Annotated in this window: 17 protein-coding genes; 13 read left to right on the top strand and 4 right to left on the bottom strand. The window is 37.7% G+C overall.

Features of this window, described 5'->3' with window-relative positions; translation table 11 throughout:
* Positions 1-34 precede the first annotated feature (34 nt).
* Both F4694_RS24200 and recQ read left to right on the top strand, forming a co-directional pair.
* Positions 35-178, top strand: coding sequence for a hypothetical protein (locus tag F4694_RS24200; protein WP_218895816.1), 144 nt, complete (start codon positions 35-37; stop codon positions 176-178).
* A gap of 133 nt (positions 179-311) precedes the next feature.
* Positions 312-2441 (top strand): DNA helicase RecQ, encoded by a 2130-nt coding sequence (recQ, locus tag F4694_RS24205; protein ID WP_179602470.1) that lies wholly within the window; start codon positions 312-314, stop codon positions 2439-2441.
* 148 nt (positions 2442-2589) lie between these two features.
* Here recQ and F4694_RS24210 read toward each other — a convergent pair whose 3' ends face one another.
* Positions 2590-3378 (bottom strand): formate/nitrite transporter family protein, encoded by a 789-nt coding sequence (locus F4694_RS24210; protein WP_179602471.1) that lies wholly within the window; start codon positions 3376-3378, stop codon positions 2590-2592.
* 191 nt (positions 3379-3569) lie between these two features.
* Here F4694_RS24210 and yfkAB point away from each other — a divergent pair, with 191 nt between their 5' ends.
* The 7 genes from yfkAB (at position 3570) to F4694_RS24245 (ending at position 11412) form a co-directional block, all read left to right on the top strand.
* Entirely contained in the window at positions 3570-4688 is a 1119-nt protein-coding gene (gene yfkAB, locus F4694_RS24215) for a radical SAM/CxCxxxxC motif protein YfkAB (protein WP_179602472.1), read from the top strand.
* 113 nt (positions 4689-4801) lie between these two features.
* Positions 4802-5563 (top strand): threonine/serine exporter family protein, encoded by a 762-nt coding sequence (locus tag F4694_RS24220; protein ID WP_179602473.1) that lies wholly within the window; start codon positions 4802-4804, stop codon positions 5561-5563.
* A 13-nt stretch (positions 5564-5576) separates the two neighbouring features.
* Positions 5577-6017 carry a threonine/serine exporter family protein gene (locus F4694_RS24225; RefSeq protein WP_179602474.1) on the top strand — a complete coding sequence of 147 codons (441 nt, stop codon included), beginning with the start codon at positions 5577-5579 and terminating at the stop codon, positions 6015-6017.
* Positions 6018-6137: 120 nt separating this feature from the next.
* Complete coding sequence (locus tag F4694_RS24230) at positions 6138-7682, top strand: spore germination protein (protein ID WP_179602475.1); 1545 nt, start codon at positions 6138-6140, stop codon at positions 7680-7682.
* Positions 7679-8779, top strand: coding sequence for a GerAB/ArcD/ProY family transporter (locus F4694_RS24235; protein WP_179602476.1), 1101 nt, complete (start codon positions 7679-7681; stop codon positions 8777-8779). The genes F4694_RS24230 and F4694_RS24235 overlap by 4 nt, the downstream gene beginning before the upstream one ends.
* Positions 8776-9894, top strand: coding sequence for a Ger(x)C family spore germination protein (locus F4694_RS24240; protein WP_179602477.1), 1119 nt, complete (start codon positions 8776-8778; stop codon positions 9892-9894). Before F4694_RS24235 ends, F4694_RS24240 begins: the two co-directional genes overlap by 4 nt.
* Before the next feature lie 489 nt (positions 9895-10383).
* On the top strand, positions 10384-11412 hold the full coding sequence (locus F4694_RS24245) for an ion channel (RefSeq protein ID WP_179602478.1): 1029 nt from the start codon (positions 10384-10386) through the stop codon (positions 11410-11412).
* 27 nt (positions 11413-11439) lie between these two features.
* On the opposite strand, the gene F4694_RS24250 is transcribed toward F4694_RS24245, so the two are convergent.
* The 3 genes from F4694_RS24250 to F4694_RS24260 are packed head-to-tail and all read right to left on the bottom strand — an operon-like array spanning position 11440 to position 13340.
* Positions 11440-11829 (bottom strand): DUF350 domain-containing protein, encoded by a 390-nt coding sequence (locus F4694_RS24250; RefSeq protein ID WP_179602479.1) that lies wholly within the window; start codon positions 11827-11829, stop codon positions 11440-11442.
* A complete protein-coding gene (locus F4694_RS24255; RefSeq protein WP_179602480.1) occupies positions 11823-13058 on the bottom strand; it encodes a glutathionylspermidine synthase family protein in 1236 nt (411 codons plus the stop codon). The genes F4694_RS24250 and F4694_RS24255 overlap by 7 nt, the downstream gene beginning before the upstream one ends.
* A gap of 6 nt (positions 13059-13064) precedes the next feature.
* Entirely contained in the window at positions 13065-13340 is a 276-nt protein-coding gene (locus F4694_RS24260) for a hypothetical protein (RefSeq protein WP_218895825.1), read from the bottom strand.
* A gap of 140 nt (positions 13341-13480) precedes the next feature.
* Between F4694_RS24260 and F4694_RS24265 the strand changes: the two genes are divergently transcribed.
* From F4694_RS24265 to F4694_RS24280, 4 genes are all read left to right on the top strand, one after another.
* A complete protein-coding gene (locus F4694_RS24265) occupies positions 13481-13930 on the top strand; it encodes a hypothetical protein (protein ID WP_179602482.1) in 450 nt (149 codons plus the stop codon).
* 90 nt (positions 13931-14020) lie between these two features.
* Positions 14021-15289, top strand: a complete 1269-nt coding sequence (locus tag F4694_RS24270; RefSeq protein WP_179602483.1) for an ATP-binding protein — start codon at positions 14021-14023, stop codon at positions 15287-15289.
* 261 nt (positions 15290-15550) lie between these two features.
* Positions 15551-16966: an amino acid permease gene (locus F4694_RS24275; protein ID WP_179602484.1), complete on the top strand. Its 1416-nt coding sequence runs from the start codon at positions 15551-15553 to the stop codon at positions 16964-16966.
* A gap of 181 nt (positions 16967-17147) precedes the next feature.
* A complete protein-coding gene (locus tag F4694_RS24280) occupies positions 17148-18389 on the top strand; it encodes an ATP-binding protein (protein WP_179602485.1) in 1242 nt (413 codons plus the stop codon).
* The last annotated feature ends 75 nt before the right edge of the window (positions 18390-18464 follow it).

Consider the following 18464-nt stretch of genomic DNA (forward strand, 5'->3'; position numbering starts at 1 on the left):
TGAAATACTGGCGGATGGCGAGAAATACTGGCGGATGGCGAGAAATACTGGCGGATGGCGAGAAATACTGGCGGATAGCGAGAAATACTGGCGGATGGCGAGAAATACTGGCGGATGGCGAGAAATACTGGCGGATGGGGGAAATTACTGGAGGATAGCGAGAAATACTGGCGAATAGCGAGAAATACTGGCGGATGGCAGGATTTAGTTGTGGATAGCAAGATTTAGTTGGGGATTGCAGAAAATTTTCTCGGATAAATCTAAAAAGAGGTATAATGATAGAAGATTAAATAGTAGAAGGGGGAGACGTTTTGTTATTTGAAAAAGCTCAACAATTGTTAGAATCTCATTTTGGCTATTCATCCTTTCGAAATGGGCAGGAGCTTGCTATCCAATCTGTATTAGCTGGAGAAAACACGATTTGTGTTATGCCAACTGGCGGAGGAAAATCAATTTGTTATCAAATTCCTGCACTTGTTCTACCTGGTACCACGATTGTAATATCCCCGTTAATCTCACTTATGAAGGATCAAGTCGATGCCCTCGTACAGGTAGGAATTCCTGCAACTTTTATCAATAGCTCACTCAATTACAATGAAGCCAACCAACGAATCTGGGAAGCAAAACAAGGAATGTACAAGCTCCTCTATGTAGCACCCGAGCGGCTAGAATCTCGTGAATTTATCGAGGACCTTAAACAAATGGACATTCCTTTAGTAGCCGTTGATGAAGCACATTGTATCTCGCAATGGGGACATGATTTTCGCCCAAGCTACCGCCATATCCAGCAAATGGTCCGAAGCCTTCCGCAAAAACCGAATGTTATTGCTCTAACCGCAACCGCAACACCAAGGGTTCGGGACGATATCTGTGAAACTCTCAATATCGAAGAAGAGAATTCAATCATTACTGGATTCGAAAGAGAGAACCTTACTTTTTCTGTGATTAAAGGTCAAGACAGACTTCACTTTGTTAGAGATTATTTAAAAAAGAATGAAAAAGAAGCAGGCATCATCTATGCAGCCACCCGGAAAAACGTTGACCAGCTTTATGAAAGACTAAAAAAGGAAAACATCAATGTCGCCCGTTATCATGCAGGAATGGGGGACGCCGAGCGCATCAGCGAGCAGGATCGATTTCTAAAAGATGAGGCCTCCGTGATGGTGGCAACATCAGCTTTTGGGATGGGAATCGATAAGTCCAACATCCGATATGTCCTCCATTTCCAACTCCCCAAAAATATGGAGAGCTACTATCAAGAGGCGGGACGTGCTGGCAGGGACGGACTTGAGAGTGAATGTATTCTCCTTTATTCCTCTCAGGATGTCCAAGTTCAACGTTTTTTAATTGACCAATCGAGTGATCGGTCCCGTATTCATGCGGAACTTGAAAAGCTGCAGCAAATGGTCGACTATTGCCACACAGAAAACTGTTTGCAAGAGTTTATATTAAAATATTTCGGGGAAACAGAAACCGAGACATGCGGAAGGTGTGGGAATTGTCTCGATTCCCGCTCAAGCAACGATGTAACAAAAGAAGCGCAAATGGTAATGTCTTGTATAATCCGAATGGGACAGAGATTTGGGAAAACACTGACAGCACAAGTACTAACAGGATCCAAGAATAAAAAAGTGACAGAAATGGGCTTTGATAAGCTTACTACGTACGGAATTATGAAGGAAAAAGGTTCAAAGGAGGTCAGTGATTTTATCGAGTTCTTAATCTCTCAAGAACTAATTGCAATTGAACAAGGACAATTTCCTACTATATTTGTTTCTCCTAAAGGAAAAGATGTCTTGCTTGGAAAAGAACAAGTCCATCGCAGAGAAACTGTTAAAGTTAGAGAAATTTCAAAGGATGACCCATTGTTCGAAACCTTACGTGAAGTAAGAAGGGCGATTGCTGAAACAGAAAACGTGCCTCCATTTGTTATATTTTCTGATGCTGCGTTAAAGGATATGTGTGCTAGACTGCCGAGGACAAACGAGGAATTTTTAAATGTAAGTGGAGTAGGAGAACACAAACTGAAGAAATATGGACTTGATTTTATTCAAGCCATTCGTTCATTTTGTGAAGCACATCCAGAACGCCAAGCAGAGCATTCACAGGCTGCTACTCCCAAAAAAGCAACTAAAAAAGCAGTTGGTGATTCACACTTAGAGACCTTCCTGTTGCACGAGCAAAACGTATCAATAGAACAAATTGCCCAAAAACGTGATCTGGCACTGAGCACGGTTGAAAACCATTTAATTCAATGTGCACAACAAGGAATGTCAGTAGATTTCACCAGGCTTATTCCCGCTGATTATCTTCAATTAATAGAAAACGTAGTGGCAGAGGTTGGCAGAGATCGTTTAAAGCCCATTAAAGAACAGTTACCTGAAGAAGTAAGTTACTTCATGATAAAAGGGTATTTATACTTTTTGTGTAAAAATAAATAAGAATAGAAGAAAACACTGGATTCAACTCACATCCAGTGTTTTTCATTGTTTATCATAGATTATAAAATGCGTTGCAAATTATTTATGTAAATTGTCATCTGCCGTGCTAATTTGTTGATATTTCCCGGGAATTTGTCGATAAAGAATTTCATTCCTTATACTCATCCAAAAAAGGTTTATTAACAAAATGATACATCCAAGCCATTAATATACCTCCGCCAATCAAGTTGCCAATGGTTACTGGGATTAGGTTATGGAAAACACCGCCCCATGAGATTGTCCCAGGATGATTCAACACTAGCGCAATGGCAAACGTACACATATTGGCAATGCTGTGCTCATAGCCGGAAATAAAAAAGCAGAATACAAAAAGCATCATCGAAAACATTTTTGGTCCGTCGCCTTTTAGACCCATTGGGATAAAGAAGGCTAGACAAACGAGCCAATTACACAGAATTCCTCGAAAAAACAATTCCATCGTTGGAACTTGCATTTTCTTTTCGACAACACTTAATAAAAAGCCATTAACCGATGATTCTTCGTAAAGACCTGTTGTGAAAATTAAAAAAGCAAAAACTGCTGCACCTAAAATATTTCCTATGTAGCTGCTAACCCAGAGCTGGGTCACTTCTAACCAAGCCATTTTCCTTCTTAGTGCTGCATAGGTATAATAAAAAGTATTACCAGTAAACAAATCTCCTCCGCCGTAGGCTATTAAAATAATTGCTGCCCCAAAGGTAAGGGCGGCCATCGGGTAGGCAAACGGGGAATGTTCCAAATAAAAGTAGTTACCAGTCTTAAAAGCAACGATTACACCAAATCCGATAAACATACTTGCTAGCATGGCTCGTAAAATATACCTTAACCTGCTTTGTCTATAGATTTTTACTTTCTTTAACGCCAGCTTTTCTACCTCACTCAAGAGCGGCATTTCCATTTTTCTTATCACCATCCATCGATAACAAATTCTATCTTTTTAGTGTCAATCATAGTACATTAAATTATGCATGCATAGAATAATAGATAAATTACTAACATAAGTTTCTTAAAAAGCATTAAATTATCCATAAAAACCATATTTCGGCTATAATGAAGTGGTTTTTCTAATACTGTTCTAAGGAGTTTGCTATGTCCTATTTGAAAAAGATAACCCCTGATTATGATCCATGGGAAGCTTATAATGATATAAAGCAATACAGAAAACCGCAGCTTACCAATATCGAATTCACGACAACAACTTTATGTAATATGCGCTGTGAGCATTGTGCAGTAGGTTACACCCTTCAAACAAAAGATCCTGCAGCACTTCCGCTGGATTTGCTTTTGCAGAGATTAGATGAAATTCCAACTCTTCGGTCACTTAGTATTACAGGTGGCGAGCCGATGCTTTCCTTGTCTTCTATAAAAAATTACGTGGTGCCGATATTAAAATATGCACATGAACATGGAGTTCGGACGCAAATCAATTCGAATTTAACGCTCGATTTAGCACGCTATGAATTAATTATTCCTTATTTGGATGTTTTACATATCTCGCATAATTGGGGAACAGTAGATGATTTTGTTGAAGGTGGATTTGCTAGGATGGCAAATAAACCTGATTTCAAACAACGAGAAAAGTATTTTAACAGGATGATAGAAAACAGCAGGGAATTAGTAAAGGCTGGTGTCATGGTATCTGCGGAAACAATGCTTAACAAACGAACTTTGCCGCATCTGGAGAAAATTCATCGCCAAATTGTTGATGAGATGCTGTGTCAGCGACATGAGGTTCACCCTATGTATCCAAGTGATTTTGCTAGTAATCTAGAAACGTTATCTCTGAATGAAATTAGAGAAGCTATTCATCATTTATTAGATGTTCGTGATGATAATGTATGGATGCTTTTTGGTACACTTCCTTTTTATGCGTGCAGTCATAAAGAAGAGGATTTAAAGCTATTAACTAGACTCTATCAAAGCAGGAATGTAACGGTTAGAAATGATCCGGATGGACGGTCACGTCTAAATGTTAATATTTTTAATGGGGATATTATCGTTACTGATTTCGGTGATACACCGCCACTCGGGAATGTCCTAAATACAAAGCTGACCGACGCGTATGAAAACTGGCAATCTTCTGCGATTGCTAAGGAATTGAGTTGTCATTGTCCAGCTGTATCGTGTCTTGGTCCGAATATTTTAGTTAAAAATAGTTATTATCAGGATTTGGATTTTTCTAATCTCCAAAACAATATAAGCAAATAAAAAAGCAGGAGCTCCTGCTTTTTTTCTTTTGACGACTATTTGATTGATAAACAGAAGGTTTTTGATTAAACTTAGGAAATCATAAAAAGAAAGTGTAATGTGGTGACGGTTAGATGGAAAATGAAAAAACACTTACATATGAAATAATGGAAGTATGTTTGCTTGCGGGAAAAATTATGCTTCAAAGTGGTGGAGAAACCTATCGAGTTGAGGATACGATGATGAGAATGGCCGCTGCGTTTGGAATTGAAAATTCACACAGTTATGTAACGCCAACAGGGATTATTTTTTCAGCAGAAGGTGCTGAACCCACCAAAACGAAATTAATTCGAATATCAACAAGGTCTACCGACTTAAAAAAAGTAGCTATGGTAAATAGTATTTCACGTAGGATTACTAGTGGTGAATTAAATCTGGAATCAGCTCTAACACTTCTAAAAGAGCTCGATGCTTTAAATGTAACCTTTCCATTTATGGTTCAGGTTGCAGCAGCCTCGATTGCCAGTGGATGTTTTATGATTATGTTTATGGGTGAGTGGATTGATTTTATCCCAGCCATGTTATCTGGAGGAGTAGGTTATATCGGTTTTTTATACTTTCACCGTTATATACCTGTGAAGTTTTTCTCAGAATTTTTGGCCTCATTCATTATTGGCTTACTATCCTTTTTCCTTGTGAAAATAGGAGCAGGGCAGCAGTTAGATAAAATTATTATTGGGTCCGTGATGACGTTAGTTCCAGGGCTTTTAGTCACGAATGCAGTAAGAGATTTAATGGCGGGACATTTAGTTTCGGGATTATCTAAAGGTGCGGAAGCATTGTTAACAGCTTTTGCTATCGGATCTGGAATTGCAGTAGTTTTATCTTTTGTGTAAATGGAGGTTTAATGTGGATATCATTGGACAATTAATTACAAGCTTTATTGCCACGGCCGCTTTTGGAGTGATTTTTAATGCACCAAAGGAGACGTTAGTAAAATGCGGACTTGTAGGAATGGGTGGATGGATTATCTATTATATAGCGGAAAAGTATTCGGGAGATCCCGTTTTAGCCACATTAGGAGCCACCCTTTTTGTAGGGATAGTCAGTCAGGAGTTAGCTAAGTTTTATAAAACACCTGTTATTATTTTTAGTGTTGCAGGAATTATTCCTTTAGTTCCTGGTGGTTTAGCCTATGATACAATGAGAAACTTTGTCGAGGACGATTACTTTCAAGCATTAGCATTAGGAGCAAAAGTAACGTTACTATCAGGATCGATTGCATTTGGTCTTGTTTTTTCAGAAGTTATCAATCAAGTGGTACGAAAAATTAAGGCAGTACGGCCTTGAAATTCTTATAAATTGGACGAAGGCAGAGGAATATCCTCTGTCTTTTTTTGCTTATTGTATATCCCTCCATGTAAAGATACATACTAACCTATCTTATTTCATAATGGGCGGGATTTCTCTATGCTTTTTTTTCGAAAGTACCATAATAAAAAGAAGCAACAAAGTTCATTCCACATACAGAACAATGACCTCTCAGAAAAGCTCATAAGTTCACAATTATTGGAAAATATTGCAGAAATACAGAACATTTTTAGTGAGACTCCCGATTTGGTTGTAAAGAACATTGTCATAAAACAAACAAAGTGCCCAGCAGCTCTTGTTTATTTAAGCGGTCTTACAGATACAAAGACTATTAATAATCATGTTTTGAACCCACTTCTATTTGAGGTTGAAAAAGAGCAGAAGGACTTTGATGCTCAGGTATCACTTGGTGATGTTAAAGAGAATAATACATGGCAGAAAATTGAAAGTGCGATTCTAGCAGGAAATAGTGTCTTATTTATTGATAAGCGGAATAAGGCATTCATCTTTAATACTCAGGGATGGCCGCAAAGGGGGATTGAGGATACTACCATCGAGTCTTCCTTAAGAGGAGAACATCTAGGTTTCACAGAAACCGGCAGTACTAATATTGCTTTGATTCGCCGTCATATCCAAAACCGTGAGCTGAAAATGAAGGAAATAACCGTTGGTGCAAGAGGGAATTTGAAGCTTACGATTATGTATTTAGCCGATGTTGCAAAACCGGAAGTATTAAAAGAGCTGGTGGACCGACTAAATAAAATAGATGTCGACAGTATTTTAAATGCAGCCTCTTTAGCAGAATATATTGAGGACAACCCCTATTCTCCGTTTCCACAATTATTTATAACGGAACGTCCTGATTTTGCGGCAGCGGAAATTTTACAGGGAAGAATCGTGACCGTAGTGGATCGATCTCCGAATGTCCTAATTGGACCGGCAACATTTGAAATTTTCTTCAAGAGTATGGATGATTATGGGGCAAGGTGGTTGGTGGCATCCTTTATTAGGCTTATGAGATATTTTGGATTTTTTGTGGCAATATTTCTACCGGCAACCTATATTGCTGTCATTGCCTTTCATTTTGAAATCATTCCATTAAAGCTGCTTTTATCCATTGGTGCTTCTCGAGAACGAGTGCCATTTCCGCCTTTTATTGAAGCAATTGTTATGGAAATCACCTTAGAAATGTTGCGGGAAGCGGGTATACGTCTGCCAGCCAAAATAGGTCAAACAGTTGGGATCGTTGGTGGTATTGTCATTGGACAAGCGGCTGTTGAGGCTGGAATCGTAAGTAATATTATGGTGATTGTCGTAGCTTTGACAGCAATCGCTTCTTTTATTATTCCGAATTATGATATGGGAGCAGCCATTCGGATGCTTCGGTTTCCAATGATGATCGTAGCGTCATTTTTCGGATTTGTGGGACTTACTGTTGGATTAATGACATTAATTGCCCATTTTATTTCTCTTCAATCATTAGGTACACCTTATGGCAGTCCGATAGCTCCATTACGGTTCCCGGATTGGAAGGATCTATTTATTCGGTTCCCAGAGTGGTCTATTTTAAAGCGCCCTGAAAGTACTAGAGCCATTCAGACGCTAAAGGCTAAGTCTAATCGTTCAGAGGGTGACGAACATTGATTAAATATGCAAAAAATCAAATTACATTTATGCAATATATTTTTTTAATTCATGGTGTCCAAGTTGGTGTCGGTCTGTTAACATTGCCACGTGAATTAGCTGAAAAGGCAGGGACAGATGGCTGGATTGCCCTTATTTTAGGCTGGTTATTTTCTACACTAGGTAGTTTAATCATTATTCAGGTGATGAAGAAATACCCTAATGGAACAATCATTGATCTTTTGACCCACTTTTTTGGAAAATGGGTCGGGAAAATCGCTGCTTTTATCTTCGTTTTGTATTTCGCTTTTTTAGGATCCATCGTTTTTGTACGGGAAGGTCTGTTTATCCAGTTTTGGGTTTTACCACAGACAAACCTTTTTATCTTACTGTTACTCTTATCCATCCCCAGCTACCTGATTGTTAGAAATAATATTACGATATTAGGCAGGTATGCGGAATTGGTGTTCTTTATGACGACATGGGTGCTCTTCTTTTATTCTACTCCTTTAAAAGAAGCTCACTGGCTTCATCTGCTTCCTTTTATTAAGGGAGGTTGGGAACCAATTCTTGCTGCGGCAAAAACAACTACTTTCTCCTTTTTAGGATTTGAAATCGCCTTTTTCCTATATCCTTTTTTGCAAAAAAAACAAAAAGCGTCCATTGGAATCGTCATTGCCAATATACTTACGCTGGCCGTATTTTTAATTGTAACGATCGTCGCGTTTACATTTTATAGTCCCGATGAAATTACCCAATATAAAGAACCAACCATTAATCTGTTAAAAATAGTTGAATTTAGATTTTTGGAACGGTTGGAAATTGTCTTTTTATCTTTGTATATATTTGTAATATCTACGACGGTACTGCCTCTCTTTTTTTCGACAGTCTTATCTGCCAGTCAATTATTTGGTAAACAAGATCACAGTAAATATGTAGTATGGTTATTACTTCTTAACCTTGTTTATGTTTTACTCCTACCCCAATCTCTTGGTGGAAATAGACAGCTTCAAAAAGAAATCGAGTCCATTAGTTTAATACTTGTGTATGTGTTTCCAATATGTTTATGGGTTTATCTCTGGCTTTATACTTGCCTGAAAAGGAGGGTCCTTAAATGAAACGTTGGTTTCATGTGACTCTTTTGATTTTCTTTATCGTCATCCTTTCTAGCTGTAGCGGTAAAGCCCCTTTAGAGGATTTGACACTTGCCTTTATCATTGGAATTGATCTAGATGACGAGAATAACCTTGTCTTTTATGAATTAAATCCTGTTTTTGGAGAAGGTACAAAGGTTGGAATTGAAACATATAAAGTCAAGGCGAAAACAATAAGGGATTCAAGAAGACTTTTTGACGCTTTAACAACAGGTGAAGTAACCGCTGGAAAAATTCAAGTATTATTAGTGGGAAAAAGGGTGCTGCAACATGGGGATTGGTTTCCGATATTGGACACTGTATATCGAAATCCTACATTTTCCATGAGTACAAGAGTAGTAACAGTGGATGGCCCTGTTTCAGAAGTTATCTCTCATCATCCAACTGAGAAACCACAATTATCTTTACATTTAAAATCATTGATTGATAAGAATTATGATCGAACGAGAGCAGTAAAAGGTACTCTGCAAGAACTGCATAGGGAGATATACGAGAAGGGTATGACCCCTTTTATTTCAGAAGTGAAAAGAGAAAAAGATCTCGAACTGTCAGGAATAAGTCTTCTTGATAATAAAGGAAAATATGCTCAATTTCTTAATGTGCCTGAAGCTACTTTACTTCTGATGTTACAGAATAAAAAGAGGCGTGAAGTCACCATGACGATTCCAGTTCTTCCAAACGACGGTGAGAAAAATATCTTTCATAAAAATATGATTAGTTTTGCTGCCAGCAAAGTAAAAACGAAGATTAAATCTGGGTATAAGCATAATAAATTTTATTTTGACATTAAGGTTAAAATGACCATTAATATTGTAGAACGTTTATTTCCGGAAGAAAGGTTAAATAAAGAACAGTTAACGAAAGAGGTGGAAAACGAGTTAAAAGATGAAATCAATGATCTCTTGAAGAAAATTCAAAAAAAGAAGGTTGACCCTATTGGACTTGGCCTATACGCACGTGCGTACCAATATCCTCATTATAAAAAGGTAGAAAATAATTGGGGAGAAGCATTTGCTGAATCTGATGTTAATGTTTCTGTTAAAATAGACATTAACTCTAATGGAGCTGTGGAACAATAGTATGCTTCAAGAATTGGACGAAGGCAGAGGAATAATATCCTCTGCCTTCTTTTGCTTTGATCCTAGATGGATCACTATTGTAACTTGTGAATGGTTGTTTCTGAATGTCAGCCATCGCAAGGTAAGTATTTATATATAATAAATGGTATTAAAAGACCAATTTGCCGCGGTTACTCTTCCACCTGATGGTTTATACCTAAACGATGTAAGCCCTACCTCTCTTACATCCTTACGGCTCCGAAGCCGATCCAGCGTGAATAAGTTTTACTTTTAAAACATAAGCAGAATGCCAGAAAAAAATTCTTACATTGCGTTATCTATCTATTACAAGTTACATAAAATCTAAAGCACAATTAATAATATTACACCCTGCTGTTGGATTTGTCAATATAATTTCTGGCAAATATATTATTCGCACTTATTTTTCAAAAAAGGAAATAAGAACCCTAAGTAGAAATTATAGTAGTAGAAATGGAAAGGAGGGGAAAAATGCTTTTTTTTCGTAAACTGTTCCTCACAGCCTCACGTTACAAATATCGAACAGTGATTCTGTTTACCCTGCTATTTATTATTGTAAATGCAGAAATTATGCGAGTTATAGAACCTAAGACGTTTAAAAGCAGCTTACATGCTGTGTGGTGGATTCTTACTACGATGACTACGGTAGGCTATGGAGATGTGTATCCAACTACTGAAGCAGGAAGATCGTGGGCTATGATTGTGGTTTATACTTTGGGTATTGGTCTATTTGGAACAGTTATTGGGGTGATTGTTGAGGGGGTCTCCCAGTATAAAAAGCGGAAGGAGGAGGGGAAGTTGTTTTATAAAGGTGAAAATCACTTTGTCATAATTGGCTGGACTGCCAAAAGTAAGAGTACAATTAAAGAATTATTATTAGGTGACGAGAGAACAGATATCGTATTGATAGATGAATTTGAAAAGACTCCTTTTGAGCATGAACGATTTCATTATATTCAAGGTAGTCCAACGGATGTAGAGACATTAAGTAAGGCGAAAATTGAAAATGCCCAAGCTGTTTTGCTGTTTGCAGCTGAAGGTATTGCCAATCCTGACTTAGTGGATGGAAAGACCCTTTTAGTTGCATCGTCCATCGAACGTTACGATGATCGAACGGAAAAAAGTATTTATACGATTGCAGAAATCGTAAACGAAAAGCATGTTGATAATTTTAAGCATGTAAAGATTGATGAGTTTATCTTATCAAATGGGTCTGTGTCCAACCTAATGGCGAAGTCGGCACAAATGAAAGGAGCCAGCCACCTATTTACACAATTGCTAAGCAGACAGGATGGAGATGAGGGAAGTGATCTTTGGGAAGTCCGCGTAAATCCTGAGTGGAAAACGTATGGTGCAGCATATGAACAACTTAAAGAAAAAGGGGCACAGCTAATAGCCGATAGGAATGATTTGAACATACTTAAGAAATGGAATGAGCCGATTCCTAAGGAAGCTAGATTTTTTATCATCTGTGATAAGCTTACATATCAAAAGCTATAAAAAACGCACCTTAGAAGATGCGTTTTTTTAATATGTCAAACAACCAGCAATAACAATCCCAATAGATACGGACAATAATAATAGAAAAAGACCAACGGCAGTATTATCCTCTTCAATGCTCTGGGATACGTTAAACCTACGAGGTGTGACCCATTCGGTTAGGTAAAAGACAATAATCTGCGCTGCGATTCCAACTGCTCCCCAAATGACCATATCTACTAGCGAGATGGAGTTAGCCAGTGCGGAATATAAAACAATTGCCAGCCCTAGAAGCCTTCCTCCGAGAACATAGCTTGCCGCTTTATTTCCTTTCGCCATTAAGGCGAATTCCTTGACCTTTGTGGTGATTTCCATTAAAAAGAGTCCAACGAGTAATAAAGCTAACGAAACAGCCAAATAGATTAAGAAATCTAACAATTAAACTCCTCCTTTTTTATTCCTACTGGTAAGAAGTAAGATTCATTTCCTGTGATTTTTCCACCTGCTCTGATTCCAATACTGCTCGGTTTCCCAGCAATAAGGAAAGACCCAAATACAATAGATAGTTCTTCGAAACCCTTTTCTGTTTCAAGTGAAACAACAGGAAGAGGGACATACGATTGATAGACAGGCAGTTCGTTATTGTAAGTTTGCGAGGGATTTTGTGTGTCTACTTCGCTGTGTTGATCCCATATGGTAATGGTGTCTCCTTCTCTTCCGAAAGATGGTTTCTGGACATAGGAAGCGGTACCTGCAAATCCATCTGTTTCAAGGTAGGTAGGCAGCATATATGTTTTTATCCAATCTTGTTCTTCCTTCGTATAAAATCCTTCATTTTCTGCTAAGCCCCATATAAGACACTGAATGGATTTTGGTTGAAGCAGAAATGCTGAAACAGGATTAACCATTGATAATTTTTGGTCCTTCACAAGTTGTAATAATTCAACCCCTACGAGATCTCCTGTATTTGGATCTCGATCCTCAAGTAAATGTTCTAGAGGATAGGTCTGGCGATATAAAACATCGATGGGTACACCAGTAGAATCTAAAAGTGCACCATCGGTAATTTGCAGGTCTGATAGGGGGACGATTTGATTAGGAACTTTACACAGCTGACTTAAATACACCGTTGTATTCCAATCCTCGATATGGTCACGGTGGGCTGTGAACACCACATTAGGTGATACATGGCCTTTTCCCGATTCAAGGACGGCTTTAGTAATACCGGAAGACAGAAGCCGCTCTTGGTTTTCATTAGGATTATGATATTCAAATTCAGTACATACCGCTCCGTTGATTTTGAAGCATTCAACAATAAAAGTAGGGGTATCAGCATTAAACTCAAGCATTTTTACACCACTGCTTGTCAAAGCAAAATCAAATCGAGAGATAACGGTTTCAGGAAAAAGACTTTTTATCCGTAAAAATGGAAGACTTGCGGTAGGAAAACCTAGTTCAAGAAGCTGTTTGTCTTCAAGACTGCGCAGGAGTCCGGCAGTTTTAAAAAATACCCTGCCCATTCGTTCAGTTGCTTCCTTCAAAAGGGTATGTGTCTGTTCGGTAATAGTATAAACATGGTATAAGCTATATTCACTTCCGTATAAGTTTGACCAAAAGCCAGGAAATTGGGAGTAGAATTTATTTCGATCATTTGTGTACGTGGACATGTGTGATTAGCCTCCAAATCCACCTTTAGATCCGCTCCCAAATCCGCCCTTAAAGCTAGAGGAAGACTTATAAGACTTGTAAGCAGAAGAATTTAATAATGCCGATCTGCTATGGAAAAACAATCCCCCGTAAAAGAAATGGCCATAGTGGGTTGAACGTGTATCGTCACATTGCCAAACTCCTTCATCATCATCCCATTCCCAATCAGCACAGTCCGTGTCTTCTGGTACTGGGGGTAAGTCCTGTGTCTGGGAACAGCCTGACAAAGTGGTTCCAGCCATAAGAGAAGTAAGAACGCCAGTGATTAACCATTGGGTTTTCCTCACTTTCTCACACTCCTTTTTAAGTTATAATACCATTATAAAAGTAAATTTCAGGAAAACAATGGTAAGATAAAAAGAAAAAGAAAAGAGGGATGCAAATGAGGTTGGAATATCGACTTGATGATGAGGTAAAACAATATCCTGCCTTGTGGAATTATCAAAATATTACTCCTGTTGAAGCGGTTGCAAGAATGACATGTGAATTCTTCGTAAAAGCAGGGGAGACATACGCAGTAAACGCAACTGCTATGGATCCGGATGGAACGGCAGTTTTGTATGTATCAAAAGAGAGCTACACCAATGATTCCTCCGATACAATCTATTCTCATATTGGTTTTGAAGTCAGGGAACTGAAGGGTACAGCATCTAAATTAGTGGAAGGAAAAGATGTTTGGAGCCATGAAGAGATACTGGCAACGTTACATTCCGACTTTATTTACCTTCAAAAGGAAGGTAAGTTTATGGAGTTTCAACTTGACTCAAGGGAGATAGATGAGGATCGAAGATGTTACGTTTTTTATGGGACATTTTCTGGTAAAAATCGATAAAATATTACAAGAAATATAAATATGATGGAAGGATACTGAAGATTTATGTCGTATTGTTTTATCATATAGATGTTTCTTGGAGGCAATTACATGTTGGCAGAAAAACTTCTTTTGAATTTGCTTATTACACTTTCACCCGTTCTGCTTTATAGTGTTCTCACCGATAATAAAAGAAAACTCGATTCTCCTGTTGTTTGCGGCTTATTGCAAAGTATAGCAGCACTAACCTGCATGATTTTTTCATATGCTAATTATGGTTTTAGTTGGGATTTGCGTTATGTTCCGTTAATCTTAGCCTTTTTGTATGCTGGTCCTGTTGCGGGAGGAATGGTTTTCACGACGGTTTTTACAGCAAGAATCATCATGGGTGGAGAAACCGTTCTTTTTGGTCTCGTGAATACCGTTTTAATCGCAATTGTTCCCTTCTTCCTCATGAATAGATTTTGGAAATTCACCCCAAATAAAAGAGTACTTCTCACTGCAATAATCGGTGCATGGTCCTTGCTTGTTTGCTTTTTATCCTTAACTGCCTTCCACAGCGTCGAAGGGCAGTCATTAACCATTAATACGAAAACTCCAGATCTATTAATCGTTGGACTAATTGATACAATTGCGATTGCCATTGCCGCTAAGCTGAATGAGGGACTAGTGGAAAGTTCAAGAATGAAGGTAGAAATACAACGAGCAGAAAAACTGAATACATTAGGAGAACTTGCTGCTTCGATTGCCCATGAGGTGCGAAATCCGCTAACGGTTGTTAAAGGATTTTTACAGCTTATGCAGCAGGATGAGAAAGGGAAGAATTACGATTATTTATCTCTTGTATTAAGTGAATTGGGTCGTGCAGAGGCTATCATAAACGATTACTTGAACTTTGCGAAACCTCAATTTGAAAAATTAGAAGAATTTCCTTTGGTTCATGTATTATCAGAGGTCAAAATGCTTCTCGAACCTTTTGCCGTAAAGCAAGGAGTACAATTAGAAAGTAGTCTGGATACAAGTGATTTTCATCTTTTGACTGACCGGAATCAGTTGAAACAAGCACTCGTGAATTTAATAAAAAATGCGATAGAAGCAACCCCCGAAGGTGGAAAAGTAACCATAACCTACAAGCTTAAAGACCATCATGCATATATTTACATAACCGATACTGGTAAAGGGATGGATCATGAACAGCTCGCACGCATAGGAACATTGTTTTATACGACAAAGGATAAGGGAACCGGTTTAGGTACATCTGTATCCTTAAGAATTATTGAAACAATGAAGGGAAAAGTAACTTACCAGAGTAAATTAGGTATTGGGACAGAAGTTACCATGATTCTTCCGGAAGGTAAAAAGGAAATTGTCAATTTTTGATATACAAAGCTAGCCTGCATATTACGGTTAGCTTTTTTGTGTTGGAAGAGATTTACCACAGTATACCTAAATATTTTGTTAATATAGTTATCAGGTTAGTTGAAAATAACTATAGAGGTATTACACGATGGCATTATTAGGAAAATAATTAATTTTTCAAAATATATTGCTTTATTAAGAAATTAATTATATTATACCAATATACATTTTGAGGACTGCATTTTCTGAACATTTCGACTTTAAGTCGTGGAGGTAATAGACATGAATTTATTTAGGAAAAAATCAATTACAGCTTTGATTAAGGAAGTTGGGCAAAAAGATATAACCTTGAAGAAAGAATTAGGTGCATTTGATCTAACGATGCTTGGAATAGGTGCGATTATTGGGACAGGAATATTTGTTCTAACAGGAGTTGCAGCGGCTGAGCATGCAGGTCCAGCACTCATCATTTCATTCATTTTGTCAGGTCTGGCATGTGTATTTGCAGCCCTTTGCTATGCGGAATTTGCTTCAACCGTACCGGTATCAGGCAGTGCCTATACCTATAGTTATGCGATCTTCGGAGAAATAATCGCTTGGATGTTAGGTTGGGTCTTAATCCTTGAATATGGACTTGCTTCTTCTGCAGTTGCCAGCGGTTGGTCCGGTTATTTTCAGGGTCTTCTCTCGGGGTTTGGAATCCACCTTCCGAAGGCTCTATCAAGTGCGTATGATCCGGCAAATGGAACTTATGTGGACATACCAGCAATTGCGATAATCTTTATTATCACGCTGCTTTTGTCACAAGGAGTTAAAAAGTCGGCAAGGCTTAACACCATCATGGTTACCATTAAAATTGCTGTCGTGCTACTATTTATTGCTGTGGGTGTTTGGTATGTTGAACCTGCGAATTGGACTCCATTTATGCCGTTTGGTTTCTCGGGTGTTGTAAACGGAGCAGCAACTGTATTTTTTGCTTATATTGGCTTTGATGCTGTTGCAACGGCTGCAGAAGAAGTGAAAAATCCCCAAAAGAACATGCCAATTGGAATTATTGCTTCATTAATGGTTTGTACTATCTTGTATATTGTTGTCTCAGCTATCTTAACAGGAATTGTTCCTTATACAGAACTTGGCGTGAAAAATCCGGTTGCATTTGCACTTAATTACATTAACCAAGATTGGGTGGCAGGATTTATTTCTTTAGGAGCAATCACAGGAATTACAACCGTGTTACTTGTTATGGTCTATGGACAATCAAGGTTATTTTATGCAATTTCTCGCGATGGTTTGCTGCCTAAGGTATTTTCAAAGGTAGATAAAAAAAGACAAACACCGATTGTGAATTCTTGGATTACCTGCGTGTTAGTTGCATTTTTTGCAGGTGTGTTACCGTTAAATAAACTTGCAGAACTAGTGAACATTGGAACACTATTTGCTTTTATGACTGTTTCCATTGGGATTTTATATCTTCGTAAAAATAAGCAAGCACCTACTACAGGCTTCCGGGTACCTTTTGTACCATGGATTCCAATATTGGCTTTCTTATTCTGTGGATATTTAGCGCTTCAGCTTCCAGCGGCTACATGGAAAGGCTTTGGAGTTTGGCTAGTAATCGGGTTGGTGGTATATTTTAGCTATGGACGCAGACATTCTAAGTTAAATGAAAATGAAGAAAAAATCAAAAAAGCAAGCTAATGCATTATTACTAAATTTGTAAAAAAGGACTGGGATTATTCCCAGTCCTTTTTACGTTGGAGGAATTTTGTCGAATTTCATCGAATTCCCAAAAAAAACAAAAGGATTTTTCGTAGAAAGGTGGTAAAATGGTAGGAGATAATTTGAATCATGAAAAGTTGTACCTAAGGGAGTTACAGAAATGAAAGCAAGCCCCTCGAGCCCTAGATTAATTTCAGAAGAGACAAAAACAATAAAATTTTTTCTAGCACTTTTTTATATTTTTTTCTATGCATATGATATTTATTTGTACTATCTAGTGCCTTTCTATACGAAAGAAGGCAAGGTTGGTTTATCCGGTGAAGGTTTGGGAACTATGTTTCATATAGCTGTTCTAGCGCTTCTTCCGATAGCGATATATTTTATAAAAAAGGGGAATCCCTATATTGTAAAGTATATATATCTTTTTAGCTATGCTGCTATTGAAACGACCAATAGTTTGATTATATATATTGGTACGGATAAACCCTATGGGTCAGGAAATATTGTTGAATTGTTATTTGTATTCTTCTCACCTATCTTTGTGAATAAAAAATACTTTTGGACTGCTTCAATCTGTATGGTAGGAAAATACGTTATCATTGGTGGAATCTTACAGCAATCTAATGTTGTTCTTCCAATTATTACTTTCTTTATTCTGTCTGTCATTGCTTATTTTCTTTTAACACGGTTTACCTCTTATATTCATTCTCTAACATCTGTTCATTTAGAACTTCGACAAAAAGAGAAACTAGCAGTAATTGGACAGATGGCAGCAGGTATTGGCCATGAAATACGCAATCCCCTTTCAGCATTAAAAGGGTTTACGCAACTGCAGCAGGAAAGAAGCCCAAATTCAAATGATTTTTATCCCATTATGATTCAAGAAATTGATCGTATCAATTCAATTGTCAACGATTTGATGTATCTTGGAAAGCCAAAAGAGATTAAATTTGATAAAGCAAATATTGAAGAAATCATTGCTTATACGTTATCGATTACTCAACAACAAGCTGAAAGACAAGGTGTAACGATTGAGACAAAAATTGCAGGACCATTACCTCCTTTAGATTGTGATTCTCTTCAATTGAAGCAAGTATTTATTAACTTGATAAAAAACGCAATTGAATCAATGCCAAATGGTGGAAGTATAACAATAAATGTGAGAGTAATAGAAGGTAAAAAGATGAATATTTCAATTCAAGATGAGGGTTGCGGAATTGATGAGGACAGCGTTCCTAATCTAGGTGAGCCATTCTATACTACTAAAACGGACGGAACAGGCCTCGGATTAATGGTTTCAAACCAGATTGTTCAAGACCATCAAGGGGAAATTACAATAAAAAGTAGTGTTGGAAAAGGAACACTGGTTAATGTAACAGTACCGATTTCACATAATTATTGATTAAAATAATTCTATAATTATACAAAAACTATCAATATAATATGTTACAACGGTATCTTCAATAAGATATAATGT

Origin of the sequence: Neobacillus driksii (assembly GCF_013409995.1) — a bacterium.
GTDB lineage: Bacteria > Bacillota > Bacilli > Bacillales > Cytobacillaceae > Neobacillus > Neobacillus driksii.

Bases quoted from the DNA above. Each gene is read 5' to 3' on its own strand.
- F4694_RS24200 (WP_218895816.1), top strand. From the start codon at position 35: ATGGCGAGAAATACTGGCGGATGGCGAGAAATACTGGCGGATAGCGAG.
- F4694_RS24210 (WP_179602471.1), bottom strand. From the start codon at position 3,378: ATGGAAATGCCGCTCTTGAGTGAGGTAGAAAAGCTGGCGTTAAAGAAA.
- yfkAB (WP_179602472.1), top strand. From the start codon at position 3,570: ATGTCCTATTTGAAAAAGATAACCCCTGATTATGATCCATGGGAAGCT.
- F4694_RS24220 (WP_179602473.1), top strand. From the start codon at position 4,802: ATGGAAAATGAAAAAACACTTACATATGAAATAATGGAAGTATGTTTG.
- F4694_RS24230 (WP_179602475.1), top strand. From the start codon at position 6,138: ATGCTTTTTTTTCGAAAGTACCATAATAAAAAGAAGCAACAAAGTTCA.
- F4694_RS24240 (WP_179602477.1), top strand. From the start codon at position 8,776: ATGAAACGTTGGTTTCATGTGACTCTTTTGATTTTCTTTATCGTCATC.
- F4694_RS24245 (WP_179602478.1), top strand. From the start codon at position 10,384: ATGCTTTTTTTTCGTAAACTGTTCCTCACAGCCTCACGTTACAAATAT.
- F4694_RS24255 (WP_179602480.1), bottom strand. From the start codon at position 13,058: ATGTCCACGTACACAAATGATCGAAATAAATTCTACTCCCAATTTCCT.
- F4694_RS24260 (WP_218895825.1), bottom strand. From the start codon at position 13,340: ATGGCTGGAACCACTTTGTCAGGCTGTTCCCAGACACAGGACTTACCC.
- F4694_RS24265 (WP_179602482.1), top strand. From the start codon at position 13,481: ATGAGGTTGGAATATCGACTTGATGATGAGGTAAAACAATATCCTGCC.
- F4694_RS24270 (WP_179602483.1), top strand. From the start codon at position 14,021: ATGTTGGCAGAAAAACTTCTTTTGAATTTGCTTATTACACTTTCACCC.
- F4694_RS24275 (WP_179602484.1), top strand. From the start codon at position 15,551: ATGAATTTATTTAGGAAAAAATCAATTACAGCTTTGATTAAGGAAGTT.
- F4694_RS24280 (WP_179602485.1), top strand. From the start codon at position 17,148: ATGAAAGCAAGCCCCTCGAGCCCTAGATTAATTTCAGAAGAGACAAAA.